Genomic DNA, 26,416 nt, shown 5'->3' on the forward strand with positions numbered 1-26,416 from the left:
TGTGAAAGATATATTATTTTTTTAGATGTTTAATTATTTGTATAGTAATGGTTATCAATTCTTCTGGCGTTTTGTTTGTATCTCCTAATTGTTCGTATAGACCTTTTAATTCAGTTATTCCTACATAATCATCGAAGTTTTCCATTACTTTGGTCCATATAGTTAATGAGGCGTCTCCTGTAGCTCCTATAGGTATAGGGATTACGCCTTTTGTAAGAGCAATTTCAAATTCTTCAATCATACCATTTGCATCTATCTTTTCACCGGATGCACCTTTTTTATTTCCAAATATAAATATAGCGATACCCACGGAAGAGAGCATATCATTTCTATATTTAGTCCAAAGTTCTCCTAAAGATAAGTCTCCCGTAGTTTGTTGAGGGAAAGGTCGAGCTTTTAAGCGCTCCTCCACTTTTCTATTTGGGGTTTTGTATAATTCTTCAAGCGCTCCAGAAATGATACAACTACCAATTCCTAATCCGAATCCAGAGACAATATTATAATCGGATTGAATTATAGATTTACTTAAATTTGTACTGAATTGAAGTGCTTGTTGTTCTTCCCAATTATCAAAGAAAGTAGCACTTCCGGATATAAAAATGCCACCACGTTTAACAATATCGTGTACTTTTTTTAAGATTTCAGTTATTTGCTGATAGGAATCTACTAATAAAACAGTTATTTTATATCTCTTCAAATCATTTATTCTTAATTGTTGTTTAATTTGTGCATAGTGAAATTCTCCCTCAGACTCATAGTCCTCTCTTTCTATTTGTTTCATAAAACAATAATGAGTTCTGGAATTCTCACCTAATAATAGTCTTATTCTACTAAGAATGTAAGTTAAGTTCGGATCGTCGAAACTAAAACCAACAAATAAAAAAGTTTTAGATACTAGGTCACCTTGTAACGCCGTACTATATAATTGACGTGTAATATTATAGCCTTCATAATCATCTTTAGTTAAAACTGCTTGATGAGGCAAGGAGCTGTCACCATGCATTTTATATATAACAGCATCAGTTTTAGGAGTTGTATGAGCAAGGTTTTCAGGAACTATCTTAGTATCCACCTTTTTTCCCATGTTTTTTAAAGTGGTTTCAATTAAGGAATCATAGTTGGTGGTCCAGTACGTAGAAATCGGTAAATCTGCAAGTAGTGTATGATTTTCTGTTGTTTGGACCCCTTTGGTAAACTCTTCTATTAGTATTTGATTGATTTTTCCTCTACCATCAAATTCATTAACGTGATATTGGGCTAAAGCTACTAAATCTGTTTCTAAATCTACATTTAAGCCTAAATCATCAGCAAGTTCGCGCATTAATTCTTTCCAATTCACATGCCCTGCTGGCTGAGATAAGCCAGCTCCAGCAAATACAGCTGCATTTGAACCTTCAATGGCTTTTACATAAGTTCTTATAAATTCCTTGATTTTTGGTGAATACAATTACTTCATCTCCTTAAATAATATAAATACATCCTTACAAAGGTTAGTCTTAAGAAAGATATTGATCGTTAGCACAGGTGCTGTATTCATGGATGTGGCTTTGATTTTTGTAGATAAATAACTTCCTTTTTATAACTTTAAAATAAGTTTTGATTAAAAGGCAACTATTATTAGTCCCAGTATTCAAAACTATTTTCTTTTATCATAGCAAAATTGTTTTGAATAAAAATCCGGTATATATAGAGATGACTTTACCAAAACTTTATTAGAATTGGATATTTTCGGGGGGGGTTAGTGGTTGAATTTTTCGAATAATATTTTTGATGAAAATATAACTTTCCAATGTATATTTAAATGTAAGTAAGATATATAGGAGAATTTAATGATTGCCCACTTTAAATACATGTACTTAACGTAAGAACGTTGATTTTAATAATTATTTCGAAATTTACTATTGATAACGGGCTACGCCGAGCCGTGAAGATATTGAAGTAACAAAACGCTTAGTAGAATGCGGCCAGATTATCGGAATTGAAGTGCTTGATCATATTATAATAGGTGACCATAAATTCGTGAGTTTAAAGGAAAAAGGTCATATTTAAGACTATGCTTTTTACTTATTTTGTTTTATAATGTGATTTATGAGTTTTTTGTAGAAATTTATCTACAAAAAGGATAAAGATATAAAAAACGTACTGTTTTTATAATATAAATTAAGAAAAAATGAGTCCGTGAAAACAAGAAAGGAAGATAAATAATATGTTTGGATTTGGTGGATTTACTCGCGATCTTGGAATAGACTTAGGAACTGCGAACACGCTTGTATATGTAAAAGGAAAAGGTGTAGTTTTACGTGAACCTTCAGTAGTGGCGTTACAAACTGATACGAAACAAATCGTTGCTGTAGGTAGCGACGCAAAACAAATGATTGGTCGTACACCAGGGAACGTTGTGGCACTTCGCCCGATGAAAGACGGTGTAATTGCTGATTACGAAACAACTGCAACAATGATGAAATATTACATTCAACAAGCTCAAAAATCAAACGGTTTCTTCTCACGTAAGCCGTATGTAATGGTATGTGTACCATCTGGTATTACAGCTGTAGAAAGACGTGCAGTAATCGATGCGACTCGTCAAGCGGGTGCTCGTGATGCTTATCCTATCGAAGAGCCATTTGCAGCAGCGATTGGTGCAAACTTACCTGTTTGGGAACCAACTGGTAGTATGGTTGTTGATATCGGTGGTGGTACAACAGAAGTTGCAATTATTTCTCTAGGTGGTATTGTAACAAGCCAGTCAGTCCGTGTTGCTGGTGATGATATGGACGATTCAATCATTCAGTACATTAAGAAAAGCTATAACTTAATGATCGGTGAAAGAACAGCTGAAGCATTAAAATTAGAAATTGGTTCTGCAGGCGAGCCAGAAGGTATCGAGCCTATGGAAATTCGCGGTCGTGATTTAGTAAGTGGTTTACCAAAAACAGTACTAATTCAGCCAGAAGAAATTGCAGATGCATTAAAAGATACAGTAGATGCGATTGTAGAATCAGTTAAAAATACGTTAGAAAAAACTCCACCTGAATTAGCGGCTGATATTATGGACCGCGGTATCGTATTAACAGGTGGCGGGGCATTACTACGTAATTTAGATAAAGTAATTAGTGAAGAAACGAAAATGCCAGTTCTTGTTGCAGAAGATCCATTAGATTGCGTAGCAATTGGAACAGGTAAAGCATTAGACAATATCGATCTTTTCAAAACTGCTGCTCGATAATATTGCAAAATAAAAATCAGTGAAATTAAGAGGGTGTGAACGTGCCACAGTTTTTCTTAAACAAAAGATTAATTGTTTTGTTGGTTAGTATTATTCTTCTCGTGGCATTGATTGGAATCTCATTGAAAGAACGGAACAGTTTAACATGGCCAGAGCAGTTTGTTAAAGATACTGTCGGTGTTGTAGAACGTGTATTCCAAAAGCCAGCGAAATACGTAGCTGGATTCTTCGAAAATGTAGAGGATGTAAAGCGCACGTATGAAGAGAATAAAGAATTAAAAGCAAAATTAGATAATTATGCAGGTCTATCAGGGAAAGTAAAACAATTAGAAGATGATAACAAGAAGCTACAAGAGCTAACTGGTAAAAAAGAGTTAAATAGCGGGTATACTGAAATTCCAGCTACTGTTGTTTCTCGTAATCCAGATAAATGGTACGATTTAATTGGAATTGATAAAGGGGCACAGCAAGGAATTAAAAAAGATATGGCTGTAGTAACTTCACAAGGGTTAGTTGGAAGAGTGAAAAGTGTATCTCAGTTTACATCATCAGTAGAATTACTAAGTTCTATGAGCCGAACAAATCGTGTTTCTGCTATTGTACAAGGGCAAGAGAAAATCTTTGGATTGATTGAAGGTTATGACAAAGAAAAGCAATTACTTCTTTTCACAAAGATTGGCTCTGATGCACCGGTAGTGAAAGATCAACTAGTTGTAACATCTGGACTGGGTGATATTTTCCCGAAAGGTCTTGTAATTGGAAAAATCGTTGAAGTTCAGCCAGATGCATATGGCTTAACAAAAACAGCTTATGTAAAACCTGCCGCTGATTTAAATGACGTAGAGCATATTACGGTTGCTAAACGTGCAACACCTTCAGCGCCATTAGAATAGGAGGAGAAGAAGAGATGATGAAGATATTAAAAAGAGCAGCTCTTCCTCTTTTGCTCCTTTTTGTGTTTCTATTTGAAAATATGTTTGCTACTGTTGTTCCAACGGATGTGTTTTGGAAAGACAGCATAGCAGCACCGCATTTCTTTATAATCGTCTTATGTTTTATTACAGTGTATTATAGTCCGGTCCAAGGGATTTATTACGGACTATTATTTGGCTTCTTATTTGATACCGTATACACAGAACTTGTCGGGATATATATTTTTGCTTATCCGATTTTAGCTTATTTAGTATATAGTGTGATGAAAGTACTACAATTGAATTTATTTATTGTTGTTTCTATCATATTAGCTAGCGTTGTAGCACTAGAGTATTATGTGTATGGATTCTTAACTTTATTAGGACGTACTCATATGCCAGCGTATGTCTTTTTCACAGATCGTCTCCTTTCTACTTTATTGTTAAATGCTATTTTCTTATTGATAGTTTGTTTCCCACTGAGACGATATATAGTGCGTCTTTCAAAAGCGATGGAAGAAAAAGAAAAAAGGATTTTCTAATTTTATGTCGAATTGAATCGGTGGGGTGAACTTTAGTGGAAGAAAAAAAGCAACAAAATGTAACGATAAAAGGGACAAAAGATGGGATAACGCTTCATTTAGATGATTGTTGTTCATTCTCAGAATTATTGGTGGAATTAGACGAAAAACTTTCTACACATTACTACGATGGTGATGGGCGCTCTTTAATTGAAGTGCATGTGAAAGTAGGAAATCGTTATTTAACAGAAGTCCAACAAGAAGAGATTCGTACGTTAATTCGTAATAAAAAGAATCTTGTTGTGGATTCAATTGAAAGTGATGTTATCACTAAAGCAGAAGCAATAGCTTGGAAAGAAGAAACAGAAATTGTCCCTATTTCCAAAATTGTTCGCTCTGGACAAGTTTTACATGTAAAAGGAAATTTGTTGTTAATTGGAGATGTTAATCCAGGCGGAACGGTTATCGCTGGGGGGAATATTTTTGTCGTAGGATCATTAAGAGGAATTGCACATGCTGGGTATTATGGGGATTCGGATGCTGTAATCGCTGCATCTGTTATGAACCCGATGCAACTTCGAATTAGTGATGTGGCAATGCGGGCTCCGGAAGAGAAAGAAGACGGAGCGGAGGCGGCAGAATGTGCGTATATTAATGAGAACAATCACATTGTTGTCGATCGCCTGCAACTTCTCACTCATCTCAGACCTAATTTAACAAAGTTAGAAAGGGGAATTGTATAGCTGTGGGAGAGGCAATAGTAATTACATCTGGAAAAGGCGGAGTAGGTAAAACTACTACATCTGCGAACATTGGTACGGCCCTAGCGTTATCTGGAAAGAAAGTGTGCTTAATTGACACAGATATCGGTCTTCGAAATTTAGACGTAGTAATGGGGCTGGAAAATCGTATTGTATTTGATCTTGTTGATGTCGTTGAAGGGCGTTGCCGTTTACCTCAGGCTCTTATTAAAGACAAACGTTTTGATGATCTTTATTTATTACCTGCAGCACAAACGAGTGATAAATCAGCGGTAACACCTGAACAAATGGATGAATTAATACAAGTATTACGTCAAGATTATGATTACATATTAATCGATTGTCCTGCGGGGATTGAGCAGGGATTTAAAAATGCGGTAGCTGGTGCGGATAAAGCAATCGTTGTTACGACTCCAGAAGTATCCTCAATGCGCGATGCGGATCGTATTATTGGGCTTTTAGAAAAAGAGGATATTGAACCACCGAAACTTGTTATTAACCGTGTACGTAGTCATATGCTTCATGAACAGGATATGTTAGATGTTGATGAAATTGTACGTACATTGTCAATCGAGCTTCTTGGTGTTGTCGAAGATGACGATGAAGTTATTCGAGCTACAAATACAGGTGAACCTGTGGCGTTGCAACCAAGCGGAAAAGCAGCGTTGGCTTATCGTAATATTGCAAGACGCTTGTTAGGTGAGAATGTACCATTACAAGCATTTGAACAAGAAAAGGTATCGGTATTTGCAAAGGTGAAAAACTTCTTTGGAATCCGTTAAGAGCACTTCGCACATATGCGAGGTGCTTTCTTTTTTCTTCACACGAATATCTTTCTTTCTTAGCTCATACATATGTACAAACTGTATACAACTGTTTCTAATGAAATTAGCTTAACGAAAGAAAGGAGACAGTATGAAGAATAGACGCGTAGAAGAAATTAAAAAGCGGATTGCAAAAAGGAAGGCCGAGCAAGAAAGGATGGAGGAAGAGCAGTATTTTAACGGAGGGAATTTCGATAGTGAAGCGGTATTTATTGAAGATGGAGAAAAGGAAATGCATCCTTTATTTCGAAAGGAAGTCTTTTTCTTCAAAGTTTTATTATCAGCAATATTAGTTCTTTCGGTTGCTATTTTATATAAGAATGCTCCTTCTTCATTCAATGGAGCTAAAGCTGTTACAGAAAAAGTGATGAAAGAGGAATTTCAGTTTGCTACTGTAGCGAAATGGTATGAAAAGCAATTTGGAAAACCGCTCGTATTCCATTCGCCGAACGAGAAAAAAGAAGGAAGTATTCAGCAAAAGGATTATGCAATTCCTGCTTCTGGAAAGGTAATGCAAGGGTTTCAAAAAAATGGCCAAGGTGTATTTGTCCAAACAGCTACAAATGCAAAAGTGGAGTCAGTAAATGAAGGGTTAGTTGTTTTTGCAGGCAAGAAAGAGGAACTTGGAAATACAGTTCAAATTCAACATGCAGATGGTACGGAGTCATGGTATGCAAACTTAAACGATATGTCAGTGAAATTATATGATTACGTTTCAAAGAAACAAAAAATTGGAACGGTGAGTAATGATACAAATGATAAAAACGGAAAGTTTTATTTCGCGATAAAAAAGAATGAAAAATTTATTGATCCGATCCAGGTGATATCATTTGATTAAATATAGGGACGTTTTAACGAAAATTTCCGTGCATCCATTATTTTGGGTTATTATTGTCATTGGTATTTTTACTGCGCGTTTTAAAGAGTTACTACTGTTATTTTGTATTGTTCTTATTCATGAACTTGGGCATGCTTTTGCAGCAGCACACTATAATTGGCGTATAAAAAGAATTCAACTTTTGCCGTTTGGTGGCGTGGCCGAGCTTGAGGAACATGGTAATAAGTCATTGAAAGAGGAACTTGTTGTCGTAATTGCAGGACCGATTCAACATGTTTGGATGATGCTGGTAGGTTATATGTTGTTCGAAGTCGGTTGGCTGAATACAGATTTATATTATTTCTTTATGTGGAATAATATAATTATTTTAGCATTTAATTTACTCCCTATTTGGCCGTTAGATGGCGGGAAAGTATTGTTTAATGTATTATCATATCGTTTCCCTTATTTACAAGCACATGAAAAGATGATGCAATTGTCATGTGTTTTTTTTGGTGTAATATTAGGATGGCAGTTACTCTGGAATAGTAACAATATTATGATGTGGATACTACTCATATTTTTAGCAGTGTCATTATATCAAGAGTGGAAACAAAGACGGTATGCATTTATGCGTTTTTTATTAGAACGTTATTATGGAAACAAAAGAGGAATCGAAAAGATTGCACCTATTGAAGTGCAAACGGAAGATCGTTTATATACGATCTTTACAAAATTTCGTAGAGGATATAAGCATTCTATTATCGTCCGTGGAAAATATAAAGAGCATTACACATTGGATGAAAATGAATTGCTCTATGCATATTTTACTGAAAAACGAACAACTTCATCAGTTGAAGAATTAATCGGTTAGTGTTGACGATAGCACTAACCTTTTATTATTGTAAAAGCAAAGAAGATTATAAAGTGAGGAAATAATTTTGAAAACGTTATATGTGAATTACGCTGGTTCGGAAAAGCGCGTTGCAATTGAAGAGAAGAAAAAAATTGTTGAGTTTTTATGGAAACGTAATGAAGAGCAAGAGATTGTTGGGCATATTTATGTTGGACGTGTCGTAAGAACAATTGCTGGAATGAATGCAGCTTTTGTAAACATCGGTTTAGAAAAACATGCTTACCTTTCATACGATGATGTACCATCTTCTTATCGTATACATGAAGGGCAAGCGATACTCGTACAAGTTGTGAAAGAGGCAATTGATACGAAAGGGCCTAAATTGACAGCGAATATAGAATTTACCGGGAAATATGTCGTTTATATGCCGTTTGATGAGATGCGCGCTGTTTCTCGAAAAATAAAAAATAATAAAAGAAGACAACAGTTACTCCAAATTGAAATAGAGGGAACGGGGGGATACATTTTCCGCTCTGCTTCTGAAAAAGGAGCAATTGAAGAAATACAAGCTGAAATGCAAGGGTTACAACAGTTGTATGAAGAGTTAAAAAGAAAAGAGGGCCAAGGAAAGGCGCCGTTATTACTTCATCGACCGGCGACCTTTTTAGATCGTGTATTTCAAGAGAATCCAATTGAAACCATTGAAAAAGTAGTTGTAGATACAAGAAGTATAGTAAAAGAATTAGAAGACAAAGTTGGAAAAGAAAAAGTATCTTTTTATAATGAAAAGTCTTCGATGTTTAACCATTTTGGAATAGAGCGTGAAATTGAGAAAGCACTCCAAAAAATTGTGTGGCTTCCAAATGGTGCTTATTTAATTGTAGAACAAATGGAGACGATGACTGTAATTGATGTGAATACGGGCAAGTTTACGGGAAAACAAAATTTACAAGATACAGTACTTCGCACAAATGAGATGGCAGCTGAAGAAATTGCACGCCAATTAAGACTTCGTGATATTGGTGGTATGATATTAATTGATTTTATTAATATGAAAAAAAGAGAAGATAAAGAAAAGGTAAGAGAATGTCTTATAGCTGCTATGCAAGATGACCGCACATATACAAGGGTGCTCGGCTTTACGGAGCTAGGGATTTTGGAAATGACACGTAAACGTAAAAAGCATTCTTTACGGGACGTATTATTAAAAGAGTGTGTACCTTGCAAAGCGACGGGTTATGTGATGTCGCATGAAACAATTGCGTATGAGTTAGAGAGAGAACTAATCACATATGGCAATATAGAAGATGAAGCGGTATTAATCGCTGCGCCTAAAGAACTGCAAAAACAGTTTTTGCAAAAAGAATTACAAAAAAATATTCCATTTGAAATTTATTTCAAAGATGATAATATCGAAAAGTATGCTATCGTTCGTTTTGGAAGTAAAAAAGAAATTGTAGAGCGGAAAAAATAGTTAGCAGAACATTTATTGACAACCGTCTATGATTCATGATAACATCTTTATGTTATAGTTTATAGCACCTAAACGGCTATATGCTACAACCGCACAAGACAGGTTCCCTAAAGGCATTTATGTCTACCTCGTTTTTGGCGAGTCTTAGTAATTAAGAGGAGGTGCAAGTATGTACGCAATTATCGAAACAGGTGGAAAACAAATTAAAGTTGAAGCTGGTCAAGCAATCTACATTGAAAAATTAGATGTTGAAGCTGGTGAAACTGTTACTTTTGACAAAGTTCTTTTCGTTGGTGGCGAAAACGTTAAAGTTGGTAGCCCAGTTGTAGAAGGTGCAACAGTTACTGCGAAAGTTGAAAAACAAGGTCGCGCTAAGAAAATTATCGTTTTCAAATACAAAGCGAAAAAGAACAATCGTAAGAAACAAGGTCATCGTCAACCTTACACTAAGCTAGTTGTTGAAGCTATCAACGCTTAATTCTGGTTAACATGATTAAAATTACGATAAGTCGCACGAAATTAGGAAGTATCCAATCATTTAAAATGACTGGACATGCCGATTATGCGCCACATGGACAAGACCTTGTCTGTGCTGGAACTACAGCGGTTGTGTTTGGTTCTATAAATGCAGTGGAAGAACTTTGTAATGTGCAAGCAACTATTGAACTCGGAAGTGATGGCGGATTCTTAACATATGAATTGCCTAATGATTTAGACGTTCATACAGCAGAAAAAGCACAAACGCTTTTAGAAGGATTAGTTGTTTCGCTTAAGACGATCGAACTTGATTACGGAAAGTATATCCGTTTAATAGAAAAAGTGCAGGAGGTGTAACGTATGTTAAGATTAGATCTTCAGTTTTTCGCATCTAAGAAAGGTGTAGGTAGTACAAAGAACGGTCGTGACTCTCAGTCAAAACGTCTTGGTGCTAAACGCGCAGATGGTCAAACGGTTACAGGTGGTTCAATTCTTTACCGTCAACGCGGTACAAAAATTTATCCAGGTGTTAACGTTGGTCGTGGTGGCGATGACACTTTATACGCGAAAGTTGACGGCGTAGTACGCTTTGAGCGTCTTGGTCGTGACCGCAAACAAGTGAGCGTATATCCTGTTGCTCAAGAAGCATAAGAACTCACGGAAAACTCTAACCTGAGTGCAGGTTAGAGTTTTTCTATATTAAGGGGTATCTAAATGAATGAAAAATGGACAATTATAGATGCATTGCGCCATTCAAGACATGATTGGCTCAATCGTATGCAGATGGTGAAAGGAAACCTTTCCCTTGGAAAAGTGGAAGAAATTCATAGTCTCATCGATCGTTTTGTCCAAGAAGCGAGACAAGAATCCAATCTGATGGGGCTATCAATGCCTTTATTTTCAGAGTGGATTTTAACATATAATTGGAAACAGCAGCCGTGCTTATTGGAGTACGAAGTATTAGGGAAATTACATAACTTATCTCACTTAGATGAGACTGTATGTACATGGACGAATCAATTTTTCTCGATGCTTCAGCATAGTTTAGACGTATATGTTGAAAATTATGTTTGTATCACAATTGAATGTGACGCGGATAATGCTCGTTTCTTTTTTGATTTTCGTGGTAAGCTAACGAGTGTAGAAGAACTACAGAATTGGCTTGCGACCCAAAACAATAAATGGTATTCCATTTCTTATACAGTGCGAGACGAAGAAGTCTCAGTTATATTACAACCAATTGAAAAAAGTGTGGTGAAATAATGTTTGTAGATCAGGTCAAGATATATGTAAAAGGCGGCGACGGTGGTAACGGTATGGTTGCGTATCGTCGTGAGAAGTATGTACCAAAAGGTGGCCCAGCAGGTGGCGACGGCGGTAAAGGTGCAGATGTTGTTTTCGTAGTTGAGGAAGGCTTACGTACATTAATGGACTTCCGCTACCAACGTCATTTCAAAGCTGATCGCGGTCAGCACGGAATGAGTAAAGGTCAGCACGGACGTAAATCTGAAGATTTACTTGTAAAGGTTCCACCAGGAACAGTAGTAAAAGATGAAAAAACTGGTCAAATTCTTGCCGATTTAGTAACGCATGGACAAACTGCTGTAATTGCAAAAGGTGGCCGCGGTGGCCGTGGTAACTCACGTTTTGCAACAGCTACGAACCCAGCGCCAGAAATCGCTGAGAACGGGGAACCAGGTCAAGAGCGTGATGTTATTCTAGAACTTAAAGTACTAGCAGACGTTGGACTTGTTGGATTCCCAAGTGTAGGTAAATCTACATTATTATCTGTTGTATCATCAGCGCGTCCGAAAATTGCAGAGTATCACTTCACAACAATCGTTCCAAATCTTGGTGTTGTTGAAACTGGTGATAACCGCAGCTTCGTTATGGCTGACCTTCCAGGACTAATTGAAGGCGCACATGCTGGCGTCGGACTTGGACACCAATTCTTACGTCATATTGAGCGTACACGTGTAATCGTGCATGTTATTGATATGTCTGGTTTAGAAGGCCGTGATCCATATGAAGATTACGTAACGATTAATAATGAATTAAAAGAATACAATCTTCGCTTAACTGAGCGTCCACAAGTTGTTGTTGCAAACAAAATGGATATGCCAGATGCAGAAGAAAACTTACAAGCATTTAAAGAGAAAGTGGGAGACGAAGTAAAAATCTTCCCAATCTCAGCTGTAACAAGACAAGGTGTTCGTGACTTATTGTTTGAAGTAGCGAACTTAATAGAAACAACACCAGAATTCCCAATACATGAAGTTGCGGATGAGTCTGATACAAGTGTAATGTACAAATTTGATACTGAAGGTGTTAAATTTGAAATTACACGTGAAAGTGATGGCACGTTTGTTATCTCTGGTTACGATATTGAGAAAACATTCAAGATGACAGACTTCTCACGTGATGAATCTGTACGTCGTTTCGCTCGTCAAATGCGCGGAATGGGTATTGATGAAGCGCTTCGTGCACGTGGTGCAAAAGACGGAGATATTGTAAAAATTCTTGAATATGAATTTGAATTTATCGATTAAGACTGCCGAAATACGGCAGTCTTTTTTTATATCGTAAAAATCGGATTTATATAGGAAAAAATCCCCACTAATTAAATTTTCAATTTATAATAAAAAGGGGAGTGGTTTTAGAAGAATTTTTTTATGGGGAGAAAACGAACATGTATAAAATATTAATTGTAGAAGATGATGAGAAAATCGCGGGAATATTAGAAGAGCATTTAGAAAGGTATGGCTATCAATCATTTAGAGCAAGTGATTTACGTCAAATAAAAGATGAGTTTGTAAAAGTGAATCCTCATCTCGTGTTACTTGATATTAATTTACCGTACTTTGACGGTTTTTATTGGTGTCGTCAAATTCGTACTGTATCGAATGCACCAATTATTTTTGTTTCTGCAAGAACAGGAGAAATGGATCAAGTAATGGCGATTGAAAATGGCGGCGATGATTATATTACGAAGCCATTCCATTTAGATATCGTAATGGCAAAGGTGAAGAGTGCACTTCGCCGTGGTTACGGAGAGTATGCTTCTGCCGCTGAGAGTGATTGTTTAGGTGTAAATGGACTGTTGTTATTCCCGTCTCAGCATATTGTTGAGTGGCAAGGACAACAAACTGAACTGACAAAAAATGAGTTTTACTTATTAGAGTGTTTAATGAAACAGGTGAATCAATATGTAACGCGCGAAGAACTGTTAGAAGCTCTATGGGATGAAGTAGCATTTGTGGATGATAATACATTAACCGTAAATGTAAAACGTGTAAGGAAGAAACTAGAGGAGTTAGGCATTAAAAATGCAATTGTAACGAAACGTGGATATGGTTATGCGCTTTTTACGGAGTGGGGCGAAGGGCATGAAGGTTAAAAATTACCTTATGGGCCGCTTTTCTTTAATTCTTTCTTATATTGTTAGCCTTTGTTTATTTGGGCTCGTTTTACAGCTGCAAAGTCTTTTAGAAAAGAAATCCATTGATTGGAGTACGTGGTTATATGGACTTTTATTAGGAACAGTTGTGTTTACTGTATACCTCATTTACGATTACCGAAAACGGAGTGTGTTTTTAAAGAGGATCGAAAAGTATGTTACTGATGGAAATACATTACATGACTCTTTACTTATTGATGAATCTTATACATCAGAGCAAGAAATGGTCGTTGAATCTTTTACGTTATTAAGACAGCAATATATGAATGAAGTTCATAAACAGCATGCGAAAGAGCAACAGCAAATGATATTTATGAACCAATGGATTCACCAAATGAAAACACCAGTATCTGTTATTGAATTATTGCTGCAAAAGTTTGGCAAAGAGCATCGTGAGGCAAGAGCAACAGTTGAAAGTATTCGTGAAGAAAATAACCGTATACTAAATGGTTTAGATTTAGCGTTACATATGGCAAGACTAGAGCAGTTTGCGAAAGATTATAAGATAGAAGTAGTAAATGTTATAGATGTCGTGCGAGGTATTATTAATGAAAATCGGAAATCCTTTATTCAATCGTCTGTATTTCCGAAAGTGATGTTTGAAGAAGATACTTGTATGGTTGCATCTGATAGAAAATGGCTGAGTATTGCTATAGGTCAAATTGTTGTAAACGCAATCAAGTATACAAAAATTTCAGCGGCAGAGAAAAAAGAAATTCAATTTCAAATTGAAGAGAAAAATCAAAAGGTGTTATTACATATTAAGGACAATGGAATTGGTATTCCAGAGCAAGACGTAAAGCGCATATTTGATCCATTTTTTACGGGAATAAATGGACGTAAAACGAGAGAAGCGACTGGGATGGGCTTATATATTACGAAGGAAATTTGCGATAATTTACATCATGGAATGTATGTCCAATCGGCTGAAGGAGAAGGGACAACATTCACGTTCCAATTTGCAAAAGATGAAGAATATCATACATTGATGAGAAAAATGACAAAACTGTAAGATAACAAAACGTTTTGTAAGGGAAATCACTCGTTTCTTTTTCTTATTTTTCTTATAGTAAATGTAAGAAGAAAACACGTAGGGGGATTAGAAATGAGTGTTCTTGAAGTAAAAGGATTAACGAAGGTGTACCAATCAAAAGGTTCAGTAGCGACGACTGCTTTAAACGATATAAATTTTAAAATAGAAGAAGGCGAATTTGTAGGGATTATGGGTCCTTCAGGAAGTGGGAAAACGACGCTTTTAAATTTATTAGCAACAATTGATAAGCAAACTTCAGGTCATGTGCTTGTAAATGGTGAAGAAATTAATCAAATGCGTGCTGCAAAATTAGCGGAGTTTCGCCGTACACATTTAGGGTTCATCTTCCAAGATTTTAATTTACTTGATACGTTATCCATTAAAGAAAACATTATTTTACCACTTGTAATGGCGAAGAAATCTGTAAATGAAATCGATGCGAAAGTACTAGAAATTGCGAAGTTTTTAAACATCGAAGAAATTTTAAATAAAAAAGTATACGAAGTATCTGGGGGACAACAACAACGTGCAGCAGCAGCGAGAGCAATCATTCATGAACCGACGTTAATTTTAGCAGATGAGCCAACTGGAAACTTAGACTCGAAGTCAGCAAAATCGCTAATGGGCGCTCTGCAAGATTTACACGAGCAAAAGAAAGTAACGATTGCAATGGTTACGCACGATCCAGTAGCGGCTAGTTATTGTGAACGTATCCTTTTCATACGCGATGGAGAAATTTTCTCGGAAATACATAAAGGAAGAACGAAACAAGCCTTTTTCCAAGAAATCCTGGACGTACTTGCGATGCTAGGAGGAGAATATCATGAACTTTCGCCAGCTCGCGCTTAATAACGTAAAAGGAAATTGGCGTAACTATAAAGCGTTTCTTATAAGTAGTTGTTTATCGATTGTCGTATTTTTCATGTATGCTTCTTTTATTTATCATCCAGATGTCGTAAGCGGTAATATTAGTATGAGAAAGATGATCACAAAAGGATTAGAATCGATGAATTATATTGTGGTCATCTTCTCGGCACTCTTTATTTTATATGCAAATTCAACGTTTTTACGAGCAAGAAAAAAAGAGTTTGGTCTACTAACATTAATAGGCGGAACGAAATCGCAGCTCGGCCGAATGATTATATTAGAGCAACTGATGTTAGGTAGTATTGCAATTGTAGTTGGTATTGGGGTTGGGATGCTTTGTTCAAAATTATTTTTCCAAGCGTTAAGCGTATTATTAAAAATAGATAAGACACTTCCACTTGTTTGGAATAGTAAAGCAGTTCTTATTACAGCTGGTGTATACTTTATTCTATTTTTAATCCTATCATTGTTTAGTGTTTGGACAGTAGGACGCTTGCAAATTATTGATTTATTAAGAGAGGCAAGAAAGCAAAAAGTAGAGCCGTTTGCATTTACATGGTTATGTGTAGTTGGTATAGGATGTATTATTGTTGCATATGTACTTAGCTTCCAAGTAACGTTTCTGAATTTCCTCATCCTTTTTTTACCGGTGGTGGGACTGACAATTGGCGGAACGTATTTACTATTTACACAAGGTAGTACAGTTGTATTAAAAGCATTACAAAAAAGAAAGCAATCTTTTTATACGTACCCAAATATGTTCGTCCTTAGCAACCTTATTTATAAAATGAAAGATAATGCTCGTTTTCTATTTGTAATTTCTATCATTACGGCGGTAGTATCTTCAGCGGTGGGTACACTGTACGTATATTTTGAAAATATGAGTGCGAAAACGGTAGAACTTACACCACATGCTATTTCATATGAGGAAAAGGGGTTAAATACGCATAACCTTATTAATGAAGAAAAGGTACAGGAGCTTGTGAAGAGACACGGGTTTGAAGATGCGCGAAAAGTAACATACGTTAAACTACCGGCAACACAGAAAATAACGTTGTTTAATAGTGAACATGAAGTACCGATGACGATTATTTCAGAAAAAGAATATAATGCAGAAGTGCGCAAACAAAAGAGAGAGCAACCTACAGAAGTTCATAATGCACCAGGTAGTGCAACGATGGTTATGGTTGATATGTCAAATGAACTGATGAAGATAGATCGTACGAAACCGTATGAATTTACAATTAACGGACAAAAGCAGTCTGTTCAATTAAATAATCCAACGCAGTATTCTGTTTTTAATGATAGTGAATATCTCATTGTAAATGATCAAGATTTTGAGAAATATGCAAAACTCGTACCAGATGAAGAAAAGTCGAAATATTACGGTTATTATATTGAGGATTGGAAAAGTACAGAAAATCTTGTATTAGATTTGAAAAATGAAATTGTACCAGAAAAGCAAGGGGAATTGAGAAATTCAGTGTTTGCGTATAAGGATATAAGAGAAGGTGGAGCAATTACAATGTTCATCGGTTTCTTCGTAGCGGTACTGTTCTTCTTCTTCGCTTGTAGTATGACATACTTTAAATGGTTTAACGATAAAGAACAAGATCGTATTCAATTTAAATCGTTAAAGAGAATTGGTATGACAGATAAAGAAATTCGCAAAATTGCGATTCGACAAATGGGAGTTATCTTCTTTATCCCAATTTTAATCGGTTCCATTCATAGTGGATTTGCTCTTCATACGTTAGGGAAAATGCTTTATATTAATTTATGGAAATCAGGTGCGCTTGTAATTGGAGCATACATTTTAGCTTCTGCCATTTACTTTATGATCGCGCAAAGAGGATATTTAAAACACGTAAAAAGCTAGGGGAACCTCTAGCTTTTTGCCTATGTAGTAAGTTACAGGAGGACGATAGATGAACATTCGGCAACTAGCGCTGCAAAATATAAAAGGAAATTGGCGTAATTATAAAGTGTTTTTCTTAAGTAGTTGTTTTGCAATATTTGCTTCTTACGCATATATGTCTGTCATTGTGCATCCATATATGCAAGAGACGATGTGGTATCAAAACGTACGCTGGGGACTTATCATATGTAATGTTATAATCATTTCTTTTTTCGTCATATTTATTTTGTACTCTACTTCTATTTTCATAGAAGCACGTAAGAAAGAATTAGGGTTATATATGTTAATGGGAGCAACGAAGTCTAACGTAATAGGAGTGATTATGACCGAGCAAATTTTAATCGGGGTCTTCGCGAATATTTTCGGTATTGGGCTTGGTATGATATTTTTAAAGCTCTTTTTTATGGTATTTAGTATGTTACTGGGGCTTCCGAAAGAACTCCCTGTCATATTTGACGTAAGGGCGATTGGTGTAACATTTATTACATATATGGTCGTTTTTATTTTGTTATCTTTTATAAGTGCTTTACGTATATGGAATATAAAAATCATTCGGTTATTGAAAGAATTTCGAACAGATAAAAAAGAGAAGAAAACATCAAAGTGGCTCTGTTTATTCGGTTTTGCTTGTTTAGTGGGCGGGTATGCATTGGCGCTACAAGTGACGATGGCTACGATAGCGATATACTTTTTCCCTGTGTCTATACTTGTCTTTTTTGGAACGTACTTTTCTTTTACACATGGAGCTACCCAAGTGTTAGAAATAATAAAGAGAAATAAAAAGATTATGTATACATATCCTTATTTATTTATAGTGAATCAATTGTCACATCGAATGAAGGAAAATGGTCGCTTTTTCTTTCTGATGTCTATGGCAACGACGTTTGTAGTTACAGCAACAGGTACGGTGTTCTTATATTTTTCTAGCATGCAAGATATGTGGCGAACTGGAGGGGTACACTCGTTTTCGTACATAGAAAAAGGTATTTCTACTCATGAAGTCTTTGAGGAAGGTGCGGTTGAAAAATTACTGCATCAATATGGGTATGACGATTTTCAATATATGAGTTTTGTTGGAGTGTATGCATCCTTTCAGTCTAGTAAAGGAGAAACAACAATAGTACCGCTTATAAAAGAAAGTGAATATAACCAAGAAGCAAGGAAACAAAAACAAAAAATGTATCGTCCTAAAAAAGGTACAGTGACACTTGTTTATTATAATAAATACAATAATTCGAATGTATATAATCAAAAAGAGATTGAATTGCAAGTAATGAATCAACCATATCAATTCGTATTTAACGGTCAGAAAGAAGGGGTTCAATTTAACCATCACCCTTCGTACATTAATGGTCTGTTCTTCGTTATGAATGATGAAGATTTTGATAGTATAGCAAATCAGGTTCCTGATTCTGAAAAAATGATATATAGAGGCTACACATTACCAAATATCGAAAAGACGAAGAAATTAAATGAAGATTTACGGAAACATATGAAACAAGATAATAATAATGCATTTCGAAGCAATATGGAGTTGTATGTAAATGTGAAAGAAGGCGGCGATATTACTCTATTTGTAGGCTCATTTATTAGTATATTATTCTTTCTTACTTCATGTAGTATCGTTTATTTTAAATGGTTCCATAATATTGCATCGGACCGAAAGCAGTATGGTGCACTCTCTAAACTTGGAATGACGAAGGAAGAAGTATGGAAAATTTCTCGTTGGCAATTATGTATGCTATTTTTTGCGCCAATTATAGTAGGGAGTATGCATAGTGCAGTTGCGTTATATACGTTTCATAATACGCTTTTTATGGATGGATCATTAAGAAAAGTAGGTTTGTTCATTCTGTTTTATATCGCAGCATGTATCATTTATTTCTTCTTCGCTCAAAGAGAATATAAGAAACATTTAGACTAGCGAACGCTAGTCTTTTTTTAATATTCGAAATTTACATAGAAGAATATAAAAAAGTATGGTATAACAGTAAGAAAACGAAAAAGAGGGGAAAAGACGATGATTCGAGTAGGATATTTAGGACCAGAAGCAACATTTACAAATATGGCGGTGAGTCGTTTTTTTCCGGAAGCAGAGCATGTACCATATCGAATGATTCCAGATTGTATAGATGCAGCTGCAAATGAAAATGTAGACTTCGCAGTTGTACCGTTAGAAAATGCAATAGAAGGTTCAGTGAATATAACGGTTGATTACCTTGTACATGAGCAGCCGCTTTCCATTGTAGGAGAAATTACAGTACCAATTCAGCAGCATTTACTTGTACATCCGCAGTATGCAGAAGTGTGGGATGAAGTATATGCAGTGCATTCTCATCCGCATGCCATTGCACAGTGCCATAAATTTTTAAATGAAGAATTAAAAGGAGTAACTGTTCGAGATATGACATCTACAAGTGCTGCTGCGCAATATGTGAAAGAACATCCTGAAGAGAAAATTGCCGCTATTGCAAATGAAGCGGCTGCAGAAAAATACGGATTAACAATTGTGAGACGTAGTATTCATACGCATAAAAATAATCACACACGTTTCTTGGTACTCCATAAGAAAAAGAAAGCAGTACTCCCGAATAACGGAGAGAATCGCGGAGAGAAAACGACGCTTATGATAACGTTACCTGCAGATTATGCAGGTGCCCTATATCAAGTGTTATCAGCTTTCGCATGGAGAAAATTAAACTTATCAAAAATCGAATCGCGTCCGATGAAAACAGGTCTTGGAAATTACTTTTTCTTAATTGATGTTGATAAAGCATACGATGACGTATTATTGCCAGGCGTAACGATGGAACTTGAAGCACTCGGTTTTTCTGTTACTGTGCTGGGGAGTTATTCTTCTTATTGGTTGTAAGATGTAGATGGAATGTTGGTATTTGTCTAATCGTCAATATCATTTCATTGCCTAATATATTTTTTAATAGATTAATAAAATCCCACCTGCAGAAGGTGGGATTCTTTATTTTAACTTCGCAAGACGATCTTCTAACTGACCACGCCAAATATCAGCTAGTTCTGGAACAGCAAGAATTTTTTCAATGCCATCTTTATCTTTTCTATTATGAAAATAAATTTCGTTAGAGAACAAGACAGAAACATTGCTCGGTTGACGTTCTAGTAATGTAATTTTAGAATCTTTACGTACAGTACCTTCTTGAAGAACGCGGCATAGGTAGCCTGTAAATCCAGTTGCTACAATGCGTGGCAGTATGCCAGGGATGCCAAGACGTTTTGAAATTGTGCTACAAGGTACTCTTGCTTGTGTCACTTGAATGATTGTTTCACCTAGTTGATATGTATCTCCGATGCAAACATCACGCTCTAACATATTTGTTACGGTAATGTTTTCGCCAAATGTGGAAGCTGGAAGCGTAGTTTGAAATTCCTCTTCCCATAGTGCGTAATGCTCGTGTGGGTACACACAAACAGCACGATCAGGACCGCCGTGATGTTTTAAATCCGCTACGTCATCACCAAGAAATCCGTCTTTTGAGAGAAAGGCCTCTTCTGTAGGATCTTTACATATACCTGTTATCATTTCTTTATCTTCGCCATATTTCATTTGTTTCGGTTTGCCAATGCTAAAGTGAACGAGTTCAATTCCCATGTTTGATCTCCTTTACGATTGATTACAATATTATAGCATTAAAAAAGCACAGAGGATGATAAAAAACTCTGTGCTTTACATTAATAAACGAGAAATCCTGCTTTATCTAACGCCTCACAAGCAGCATCTAACTTTTCTTTAGAATCTGCTTCAATTGTATGTAAGTGAATACCGTCTGTTAGTTGCGATAGATAGGAAGCATTTGTGTTTTCGATTTTTTGTAAATATTGCTCTACATCAAATCGATTACTTACCATAATTGATGCTGTTAAGTCGCCGTATACAGGATGCTCAACTTTTACATCTTTAATTGTAACGCCATGGTCAACAAGCATTGTAAGTTCTTGACGTACTTCTGCTGGTTTGTGCTGGCATACGATTACGCGTTCAAAAGCTTGTTGTTTCTCTTGTGGTTTTAAATATAAATAGCCTTGGGCAGTCGCAATAATTGGTTCGTTTCGTGCTTTAAGCAAGGAAATATCTTGCACGATAACTTGTCTACTTACGTTTGTCTTCTTCGATAGTTCATTCCCAGATAACGGCTCATTTGCAGCGAGAAGCCACTGAAGGATAAGCTGTCGTCTTTCTTCGCCTAAAATCTTTTTTTGTTCATTTTGTTTCATTATGATTTAACACCTCTATAAAATTGATTTCCAATTGTGTGTAGTGCATGAATAGTAGTATCAATTTGATCTTTCGTTGTTTGTTGTCCGAAAGAGAAGCGGACATATTGTTTGGCCTCTTCATACGTTTTTCCAATTGCAAGCATAGTTTTCGAAGGTTCTTGTTTACCGACTTGGCAAGCACTTCCGGTGGAAATGGCGATACCATGGCGATTACATTCTAACATAGTATATTGACCTTCTATTCCTTTTATTGTAACCCCAACAATATGTGGTAAACAAGAAGTAGAATGACCTTCTACTTCAATTTCTAGCGGAAGTGTTTGTATTTGCCCTAAAAAGTAGGAGCGTAACTCTTTAAAACGTAAACTTTCTTCCCATTGAGTTTTTAATATATTTTCAGCAGCTGTTAAAAAAGATGCGATGCCGGGAACGTTCACTGTACCTGGGCGAAATCCCTTTTCGTGAGAAGTTCCTGGAAATACTTGCTCCCAGCGCGATTGCGGATTTATGTAGCAAGCGCCGACACCTTTTGGTCCGTATATTTTATGTGCTGAAACAGAAAGACTATCAATCCCCATCTCAAAAACATGGATAGGCAGTTTACCAAACGTTTGCACACAATCCGTATGAAATAAAACATTATATTTTTTTAAAAGTGCCCCAATTTCTGTAATGTTTTGAACGGTTCCGATTTCAGAGTTTCCATGCTGTATACTTGCTAGCACAGTATCTTCTGTAATAGCTGCCTCTAAATCTACTAAACAAATGAGTCCATTTTTATCAACAGGAATTTCAGTGATCGTATAGCCTTTTGATTTTAGAGATTGAAAATAACTTCGAATGGATGCATGTTCCATAGGTGTCGTAATAATATGCTTCTTATTTTGGGCATTTAGAAGTGATTGGATCGCAAGATAGTTCGATTCCGATCCACCACTTGTGAAAAATACTCCTTGTTCTTTTCCTCCAATCATTTCCGCAAATGTTTTTCGGCAAACTTGTAATAAAGAAGAAGCCGTTCCTCCAATATCATGTAAGCTTTGTTCATTTCCGAAGTATTGCGACGCTGCTTTCATATATGTTTGTAACGCTTCCTCGCTCATAGGTGTAGTAGCTGCATAGTCAAGATATATCATCATGTAAGTTCCTCTCTCTAGTAAGAGTTACATTTCTTTTACTTTTTAAATGGTAGTGAAAATAAGAATTATAAAAAAACTCTTGTCATTATTTTAAAATTATGTAAATATAGGTGTCAAGACAGTTGAAAAGTGTAAAGTAGGAGGCAACAATTATGCCAAGCGCAGATGTCTTAATTATTGGAAGTGGCGTTGCGGCACTTCGTGTTGCAAAAGAGATTTGTCACGAAAAGAATGTGATTATTATCACAAAGGAGACGAAACGTAATAATAATACACATTTAGCTCAAGGTGGAATTGCCGCAGCGGTAGCTACATATGACAATCCTAATGATCATTTTGAAGATACATTAGTAGCAGGGTGTCATTATAACAATGAAGAAGTGGTCCGTTATTTAGTCGAGGAAGGACCGAAAGAAATTAATAACCTTATTGAGAATGGAATGAAATTTGATGGAGATGAAACAGGTCCTCATCTTGGAAAAGAAGGAGCGCATCGAAAACGTCGTATTTTACATGCAGGTGGCGATGCAACAGGAAAGAATTTATTAGAGCATCTTATTCAAGAAGTAGCTCCATACGTTACGGTAGTGGAACAGGAAATGGTGCTCGATTTTATTATAGAAAAAGATAAATGTGTTGGGGCTTTAACTCGCAACAATAAAGGAGAATTGAAACGTTACAATGCAGATTGTACGGTGTTAGCTTCAGGCGGTATTGGCGGTTTATACGCCTTTACTTCTAATGATGAGACGATTACAGGCGATGGACTTGCAATGGTGTACCGTGCAGGCGGAGAGCTTGTAGATTTAGAGTTTATACAATTTCATCCGACGATGTTATACGCGGGTGGGCGTTGTTCCGGCCTCGTGTCCGAAGCTGTTCGCGGAGAAGGAGCTGTCCTTATAAATGGAAAAGGGCAGCGTTTTATGATGGATATACATTCCGAACAGGATCTAGCACCTCGTGATGTAGTCGCACGGGCTATTCATGAACAGCTACTTGCGGGTGAAAAAGTGTACTTAAACATCGAAATGATTCAAAACTTTGAACAACGCTTTCCGACCGTGTCATCGATATGTAAAACAAATGGAGTCGATATAAATAAAAAACTTATTCCAGTCGTGCCTGGTACTCATTTTCACATGGGCGGCGTGAAAACGAACTGTGATGGAGAGACGTCTATTCCGAACTTATACGCAGTCGGTGAAGTAGCTTGTAACGGAGTTCATGGTGCAAATAGATTAGCTAGTAATTCATTATTAGAAGGTCTTGTGTTTGGAAAAAGAACCGGACGACACATTTTATCTAGAGAGACAAAAGAAAAGGTGAACATGCTAGCTGAAAAGGAACCAAAGTTCATCGTTCTGAATCATTTACCGACGAAAGAAGAAATACAAAAATGCATGATGAAATATGTTGGGATTGTGCGAACAGAGCAAAGTTTATCTTATGCGAAGAGATGGTTTAGTAAGTATGGTGTTCGAAATATGATATTACAACATGATGTTCTTACGAATGAAGAGATAACACTTATTAATATGTTAACGGCTTGTGAGCTTATAGTTGTGTCAGCCTTGCAAAGAGAAGAAAGTATTGGCGGGCATTACCGGAGTGATTATCCAGATAGAAATATAGGAAAGAAAGAGATTGTTCGAGTAAAGAGAAAATTACAACTTGTGTGATGAGGGGAAGAGAGGCTTTATGAACACGATAAAAGTTAAAGAAGCATTAAACCGATTTTTTTTAGAAGATATAGGAGAAAGAGATGTAACATCTCAGCTTATTTTTCCAGATAACTTGCTTTCGAAAGGAACGTTTCTTGCGAAGGATACAGGGGTCTTTGCAGGATGTTTAGTAATTGAATCAGGATTTAAATTAATTGATGAGAGAATTGAAATAGAGCTTCATAAAAAAGATGGGGATCTTGTAGAAAAAGGAGAAATTATTGCAACAGTGCAAGGTCCAATCGCATCGTTATTAACAGCAGAGCGCGTTATATTAAATGTTATTCAGCGTATGAGCGGAATAGCGACGATGACGCGTAAAGCGGTTCTTGCTTTAGATAGCAGTCATACTCGCATTTGTGATACACGAAAAACGATGCCAGGACTACGTATGTTTGATAAGTATGGAGTCGTGTGCGGCGGTGGATTTAATCATCGCTTCGGTTTATATGATGGTGTCATGATTAAAGACAATCATATTGCGTTTGCTGGTTCTATTACAAAAGCTGTTACATCAGTGAAAGAAAAGTTAGGACATATGGTGAAAGTAGAAGTAGAAACAGAAACTGAGGAACAGGTGAGAGAGGCTGTTGCTGCTGGTGCGGATATTATTATGTTCGATAATCGTACGCCAGATGAAATCCGGGAGTTTTCAAAAATTGTACCAAGCGCTATCGTTACAGAAGCTTCAGGGGGCATTACAATTAAAGATTTATCAAAATACGGAAAAACAGGGGTAGATTATATTTCACTTGGAGCGTTAACACATTCAGTGAAAGCACTTGATATTAGTTTCAATATTGAAGAGTAAGGAAAGTGGCTTAGAGGGGGAGAAACGTATATGAGTATTTTAGAACAAGTACAGTCAATTGAAACGATGTTACCAGAGCGTTATTACACGATGTCAACGGAAGATATGGAAAAGCGTGTTCGTGAAATTAAAGAGAAAATGGGGAAAATGTTATTCATTCCAGGGCATCATTATCAAAAAGATGAAGTGGTACAATTTTCAGATGCAGCAGGGGATTCACTTCAGCTTGCGCAAGTTGCAGCGAGCAATAAAGATGCAAAATATATTGTGTTTTGCGGGGTGCACTTTATGGCGGAAACAGCAGATATGTTAACTACAGATGATCAAGTTGTCATCTTACCAGATATGCGTGCAGGTTGTTCGATGGCGGATATGGCAGATATTGAACAAACAGAAAGAGCATGGAAAGAGCTCACGAAATTATTTGGAGATACGATGATTCCGTTAACATATGTGAACTCTACAGCTGCAATTAAAGCGTTTTGTGGTCGTAACGGAGGAGCAACAGTAACTTCTTCTAATGCAAAGCAAATGGTATCTTGGGCGTTTACTCAAAAAGAACGTCTCGTCTTTTTACCAGACCAACATTTAGGGAGAAATACAGCGCACAATCTAGGTATCCCGTTAGATAAAATGGCAGTATGGGACCCACACACAGATTCATTAGAGTACGATGGGGATATAGAAGAAATTCAAGTGATTTTATGGAAAGGACATTGTTCTGTTCATCAAAATTTTACAGTGAAGAATATTGAGAGTGTACGAAAAAATCATTCTAATATGAATATTATTGTACATCCAGAATGTTGCTATGAAGTTGTAGCTGCTTCAGATTATGCAGGCTCAACGAAATATATTATTGATATGATTGAATCAGCGCCATCTAGTAGCAAATGGGCGATTGGTACAGAAATGAATTTAGTAAATCGAATTATTAAGCAACATCCAGATAAAGAAATTGTTTCGCTTAATCCATTTATGTGTCCGTGCTTAACGATGAATCGAATTGATCTGCCTCACTTATTATGGACACTTGAAACGATAGAAAGAGGAGAAGAAATTAACGTTATTAGCGTAGACAAACAAGTAACGGCAGAAGCAGTTCTTGCATTAAATCGTATGTTAGAGCGTGTGTAAAGCAACGGTATTCCCGTTGCTTTTTTTCATACATATAATCATAACGAGAACGAAATGGGCATACATTGTTTTGAAGAAATCATTGTGGTTCTTTATGCTTATTCCACTTCGAATGATATTGAAAATCGAAGAAGTGATAAAAGTGAAAAGAAGTTAATGTTATTTAGAAAGAGTTACTTCAAGAGATTTGTTACTTATAGATAAGTTATACA

The 26,416-nt window shown here is 36.3% G+C and carries 26 protein-coding genes, 1 pseudogene and 1 other annotated feature; of the genes and pseudogenes, 23 read left to right on the forward strand and 4 right to left on the reverse strand.

The genetic code is table 11. The features are described 5' to 3' along the window. Positions 1-13: 13 nt before the first annotated feature. Positions 14-1,447, reverse strand: coding sequence for an SIR2 family protein (locus QCI79_RS19790; protein ID WP_021728720.1), 1,434 nt, complete (start codon positions 1,445-1,447; stop codon positions 14-16). Between the two features lie 467 nt (positions 1,448-1,914). Here QCI79_RS19790 and QCI79_RS19795 point away from each other — a divergent pair. The 20 genes and pseudogenes from QCI79_RS19795 to pheA all read left to right on the forward strand — a co-directional run. Further along, a pseudogene (locus QCI79_RS19795) lies at positions 1,915-2,049 on the forward strand (JAB domain-containing protein); the annotation flags it as partial. 157 nt (positions 2,050-2,206) lie between these two features. Continuing rightward, on the forward strand, positions 2,207-3,226 hold the full coding sequence (gene mreB / locus QCI79_RS19800; RefSeq protein ID WP_000466736.1) for a cell shape-determining protein MreB: 1,020 nt from the start codon (positions 2,207-2,209) through the stop codon (positions 3,224-3,226). 41 nt (positions 3,227-3,267) lie between these two features. Further along, positions 3,268-4,119, forward strand: a complete 852-nt coding sequence (mreC, locus tag QCI79_RS19805; RefSeq protein WP_001135490.1) for a rod shape-determining protein MreC — start codon at positions 3,268-3,270, stop codon at positions 4,117-4,119. Positions 4,120-4,133: 14 nt separating this feature from the next. Then, complete coding sequence (mreD, locus tag QCI79_RS19810) at positions 4,134-4,679, forward strand: rod shape-determining protein MreD (RefSeq protein WP_000975766.1); 546 nt, start codon at positions 4,134-4,136, stop codon at positions 4,677-4,679. Positions 4,680-4,714: 35 nt separating this feature from the next. After that, the gene (gene minC, locus QCI79_RS19815; protein ID WP_000391525.1) at positions 4,715-5,401 is read left to right on the forward strand and encodes a septum site-determining protein MinC; all 687 of its coding nucleotides are present in this window, start codon (positions 4,715-4,717) and stop codon (positions 5,399-5,401) included. Between the two features lie 2 nt (positions 5,402-5,403). Further along, positions 5,404-6,201, forward strand: a complete 798-nt coding sequence (minD, locus tag QCI79_RS19820) for a septum site-determining protein MinD (protein WP_000503309.1) — start codon at positions 5,404-5,406, stop codon at positions 6,199-6,201. 133 nt (positions 6,202-6,334) lie between these two features. After that, entirely contained in the window at positions 6,335-7,081 is a 747-nt protein-coding gene (gene spoIVFA, locus QCI79_RS19825; RefSeq protein ID WP_021728721.1) for a stage IV sporulation protein SpoIVFA, read from the forward strand. Next, a complete protein-coding gene (gene spoIVFB, locus QCI79_RS19830) occupies positions 7,074-7,934 on the forward strand; it encodes a stage IV sporulation intramembrane metalloprotease SpoIVFB (RefSeq protein ID WP_000599055.1) in 861 nt (286 codons plus the stop codon). The genes spoIVFA and spoIVFB overlap by 8 nt, the downstream gene beginning before the upstream one ends. Positions 7,935-8,001: 67 nt before the next feature. Then, the gene (locus QCI79_RS19835; RefSeq protein WP_000855488.1) at positions 8,002-9,390 is read left to right on the forward strand and encodes an Rne/Rng family ribonuclease; all 1,389 of its coding nucleotides are present in this window, start codon (positions 8,002-8,004) and stop codon (positions 9,388-9,390) included. 77 nt (positions 9,391-9,467) lie between these two features. Next, positions 9,468-9,545, forward strand: a sequence feature (ribosomal protein L21 leader region). A 14-nt stretch (positions 9,546-9,559) separates the two neighbouring features. Then, entirely contained in the window at positions 9,560-9,868 is a 309-nt protein-coding gene (gene rplU, locus QCI79_RS19840) for a 50S ribosomal protein L21 (protein ID WP_000270907.1), read from the forward strand. Positions 9,869-9,879: 11 nt separating this feature from the next. Next, on the forward strand, positions 9,880-10,224 hold the full coding sequence (locus QCI79_RS19845; RefSeq protein ID WP_002001054.1) for a ribosomal-processing cysteine protease Prp: 345 nt from the start codon (positions 9,880-9,882) through the stop codon (positions 10,222-10,224). 3 nt (positions 10,225-10,227) lie between these two features. Next, positions 10,228-10,518 carry a 50S ribosomal protein L27 gene (gene rpmA / locus QCI79_RS19850; RefSeq protein WP_000944958.1) on the forward strand — a complete coding sequence of 97 codons (291 nt, stop codon included), beginning with the start codon at positions 10,228-10,230 and terminating at the stop codon, positions 10,516-10,518. 63 nt (positions 10,519-10,581) lie between these two features. Beyond that, positions 10,582-11,130 carry a sporulation initiation phosphotransferase B gene (locus QCI79_RS19855; RefSeq protein ID WP_001003584.1) on the forward strand — a complete coding sequence of 183 codons (549 nt, stop codon included), beginning with the start codon at positions 10,582-10,584 and terminating at the stop codon, positions 11,128-11,130. Further along, positions 11,130-12,416 carry a GTPase ObgE gene (obgE, locus tag QCI79_RS19860; protein WP_000497128.1) on the forward strand — a complete coding sequence of 429 codons (1,287 nt, stop codon included), beginning with the start codon at positions 11,130-11,132 and terminating at the stop codon, positions 12,414-12,416. Before QCI79_RS19855 ends, obgE begins: the two co-directional genes overlap by 1 nt. A gap of 140 nt (positions 12,417-12,556) precedes the next feature. Beyond that, positions 12,557-13,264: a response regulator transcription factor gene (locus QCI79_RS19865; RefSeq protein ID WP_001986640.1), complete on the forward strand. Its 708-nt coding sequence runs from the start codon at positions 12,557-12,559 to the stop codon at positions 13,262-13,264. Beyond that, positions 13,254-14,336: a HAMP domain-containing histidine kinase gene (locus QCI79_RS19870; RefSeq protein WP_000865415.1), complete on the forward strand. Its 1,083-nt coding sequence runs from the start codon at positions 13,254-13,256 to the stop codon at positions 14,334-14,336. Before QCI79_RS19865 ends, QCI79_RS19870 begins: the two co-directional genes overlap by 11 nt. Before the next feature lie 93 nt (positions 14,337-14,429). Continuing rightward, a complete protein-coding gene (locus tag QCI79_RS19875; RefSeq protein WP_000114529.1) occupies positions 14,430-15,206 on the forward strand; it encodes an ABC transporter ATP-binding protein in 777 nt (258 codons plus the stop codon). After that, positions 15,181-17,103, forward strand: coding sequence for an ABC transporter permease (locus tag QCI79_RS19880; RefSeq protein ID WP_001011422.1), 1,923 nt, complete (start codon positions 15,181-15,183; stop codon positions 17,101-17,103). Before QCI79_RS19875 ends, QCI79_RS19880 begins: the two co-directional genes overlap by 26 nt. A gap of 49 nt (positions 17,104-17,152) precedes the next feature. Beyond that, positions 17,153-19,066: an ABC transporter permease gene (locus QCI79_RS19885; RefSeq protein ID WP_001026366.1), complete on the forward strand. Its 1,914-nt coding sequence runs from the start codon at positions 17,153-17,155 to the stop codon at positions 19,064-19,066. Positions 19,067-19,162: 96 nt separating this feature from the next. Further along, positions 19,163-20,014, forward strand: coding sequence for a prephenate dehydratase (gene pheA, locus QCI79_RS19890; protein ID WP_021728722.1), 852 nt, complete (start codon positions 19,163-19,165; stop codon positions 20,012-20,014). Between the two features lie 105 nt (positions 20,015-20,119). Here pheA and QCI79_RS19895 read toward each other — a convergent pair whose 3' ends face one another. From QCI79_RS19895 to QCI79_RS19905, 3 genes are all read right to left on the reverse strand, one after another. After that, positions 20,120-20,767 (reverse strand): MOSC domain-containing protein, encoded by a 648-nt coding sequence (locus QCI79_RS19895; RefSeq protein WP_000510665.1) that lies wholly within the window; start codon positions 20,765-20,767, stop codon positions 20,120-20,122. Positions 20,768-20,847: 80 nt separating this feature from the next. After that, positions 20,848-21,390: a transcription repressor NadR gene (locus QCI79_RS19900; protein ID WP_000812272.1), complete on the reverse strand. Its 543-nt coding sequence runs from the start codon at positions 21,388-21,390 to the stop codon at positions 20,848-20,850. Next, positions 21,390-22,532, reverse strand: coding sequence for an IscS subfamily cysteine desulfurase (locus QCI79_RS19905; protein ID WP_000973772.1), 1,143 nt, complete (start codon positions 22,530-22,532; stop codon positions 21,390-21,392). Before QCI79_RS19905 ends, QCI79_RS19900 begins: the two co-directional genes overlap by 1 nt. Positions 22,533-22,684: 152 nt before the next feature. On the opposite strand from QCI79_RS19905, the gene nadB reads away from it, so the two are divergent. The 3 genes from nadB to nadA are packed head-to-tail and all read left to right on the forward strand — an operon-like array spanning position 22,685 to position 26,204. Beyond that, positions 22,685-24,214 (forward strand): L-aspartate oxidase, encoded by a 1,530-nt coding sequence (nadB, locus tag QCI79_RS19910; RefSeq protein WP_001138529.1) that lies wholly within the window; start codon positions 22,685-22,687, stop codon positions 24,212-24,214. 19 nt (positions 24,215-24,233) lie between these two features. Beyond that, positions 24,234-25,067, forward strand: a complete 834-nt coding sequence (gene nadC / locus QCI79_RS19915) for a carboxylating nicotinate-nucleotide diphosphorylase (RefSeq protein ID WP_001092208.1) — start codon at positions 24,234-24,236, stop codon at positions 25,065-25,067. 30 nt (positions 25,068-25,097) lie between these two features. Then, entirely contained in the window at positions 25,098-26,204 is a 1,107-nt protein-coding gene (nadA, locus tag QCI79_RS19920) for a quinolinate synthase NadA (RefSeq protein ID WP_000025344.1), read from the forward strand. The last annotated feature ends 212 nt before the right edge of the window (positions 26,205-26,416 follow it).

The sequence above is a fragment of the Bacillus cereus group sp. MG1 genome (genome assembly GCF_040460035.1).
GTDB lineage: Bacteria > Bacillota > Bacilli > Bacillales > Bacillaceae_G > Bacillus_A > Bacillus_A cereus.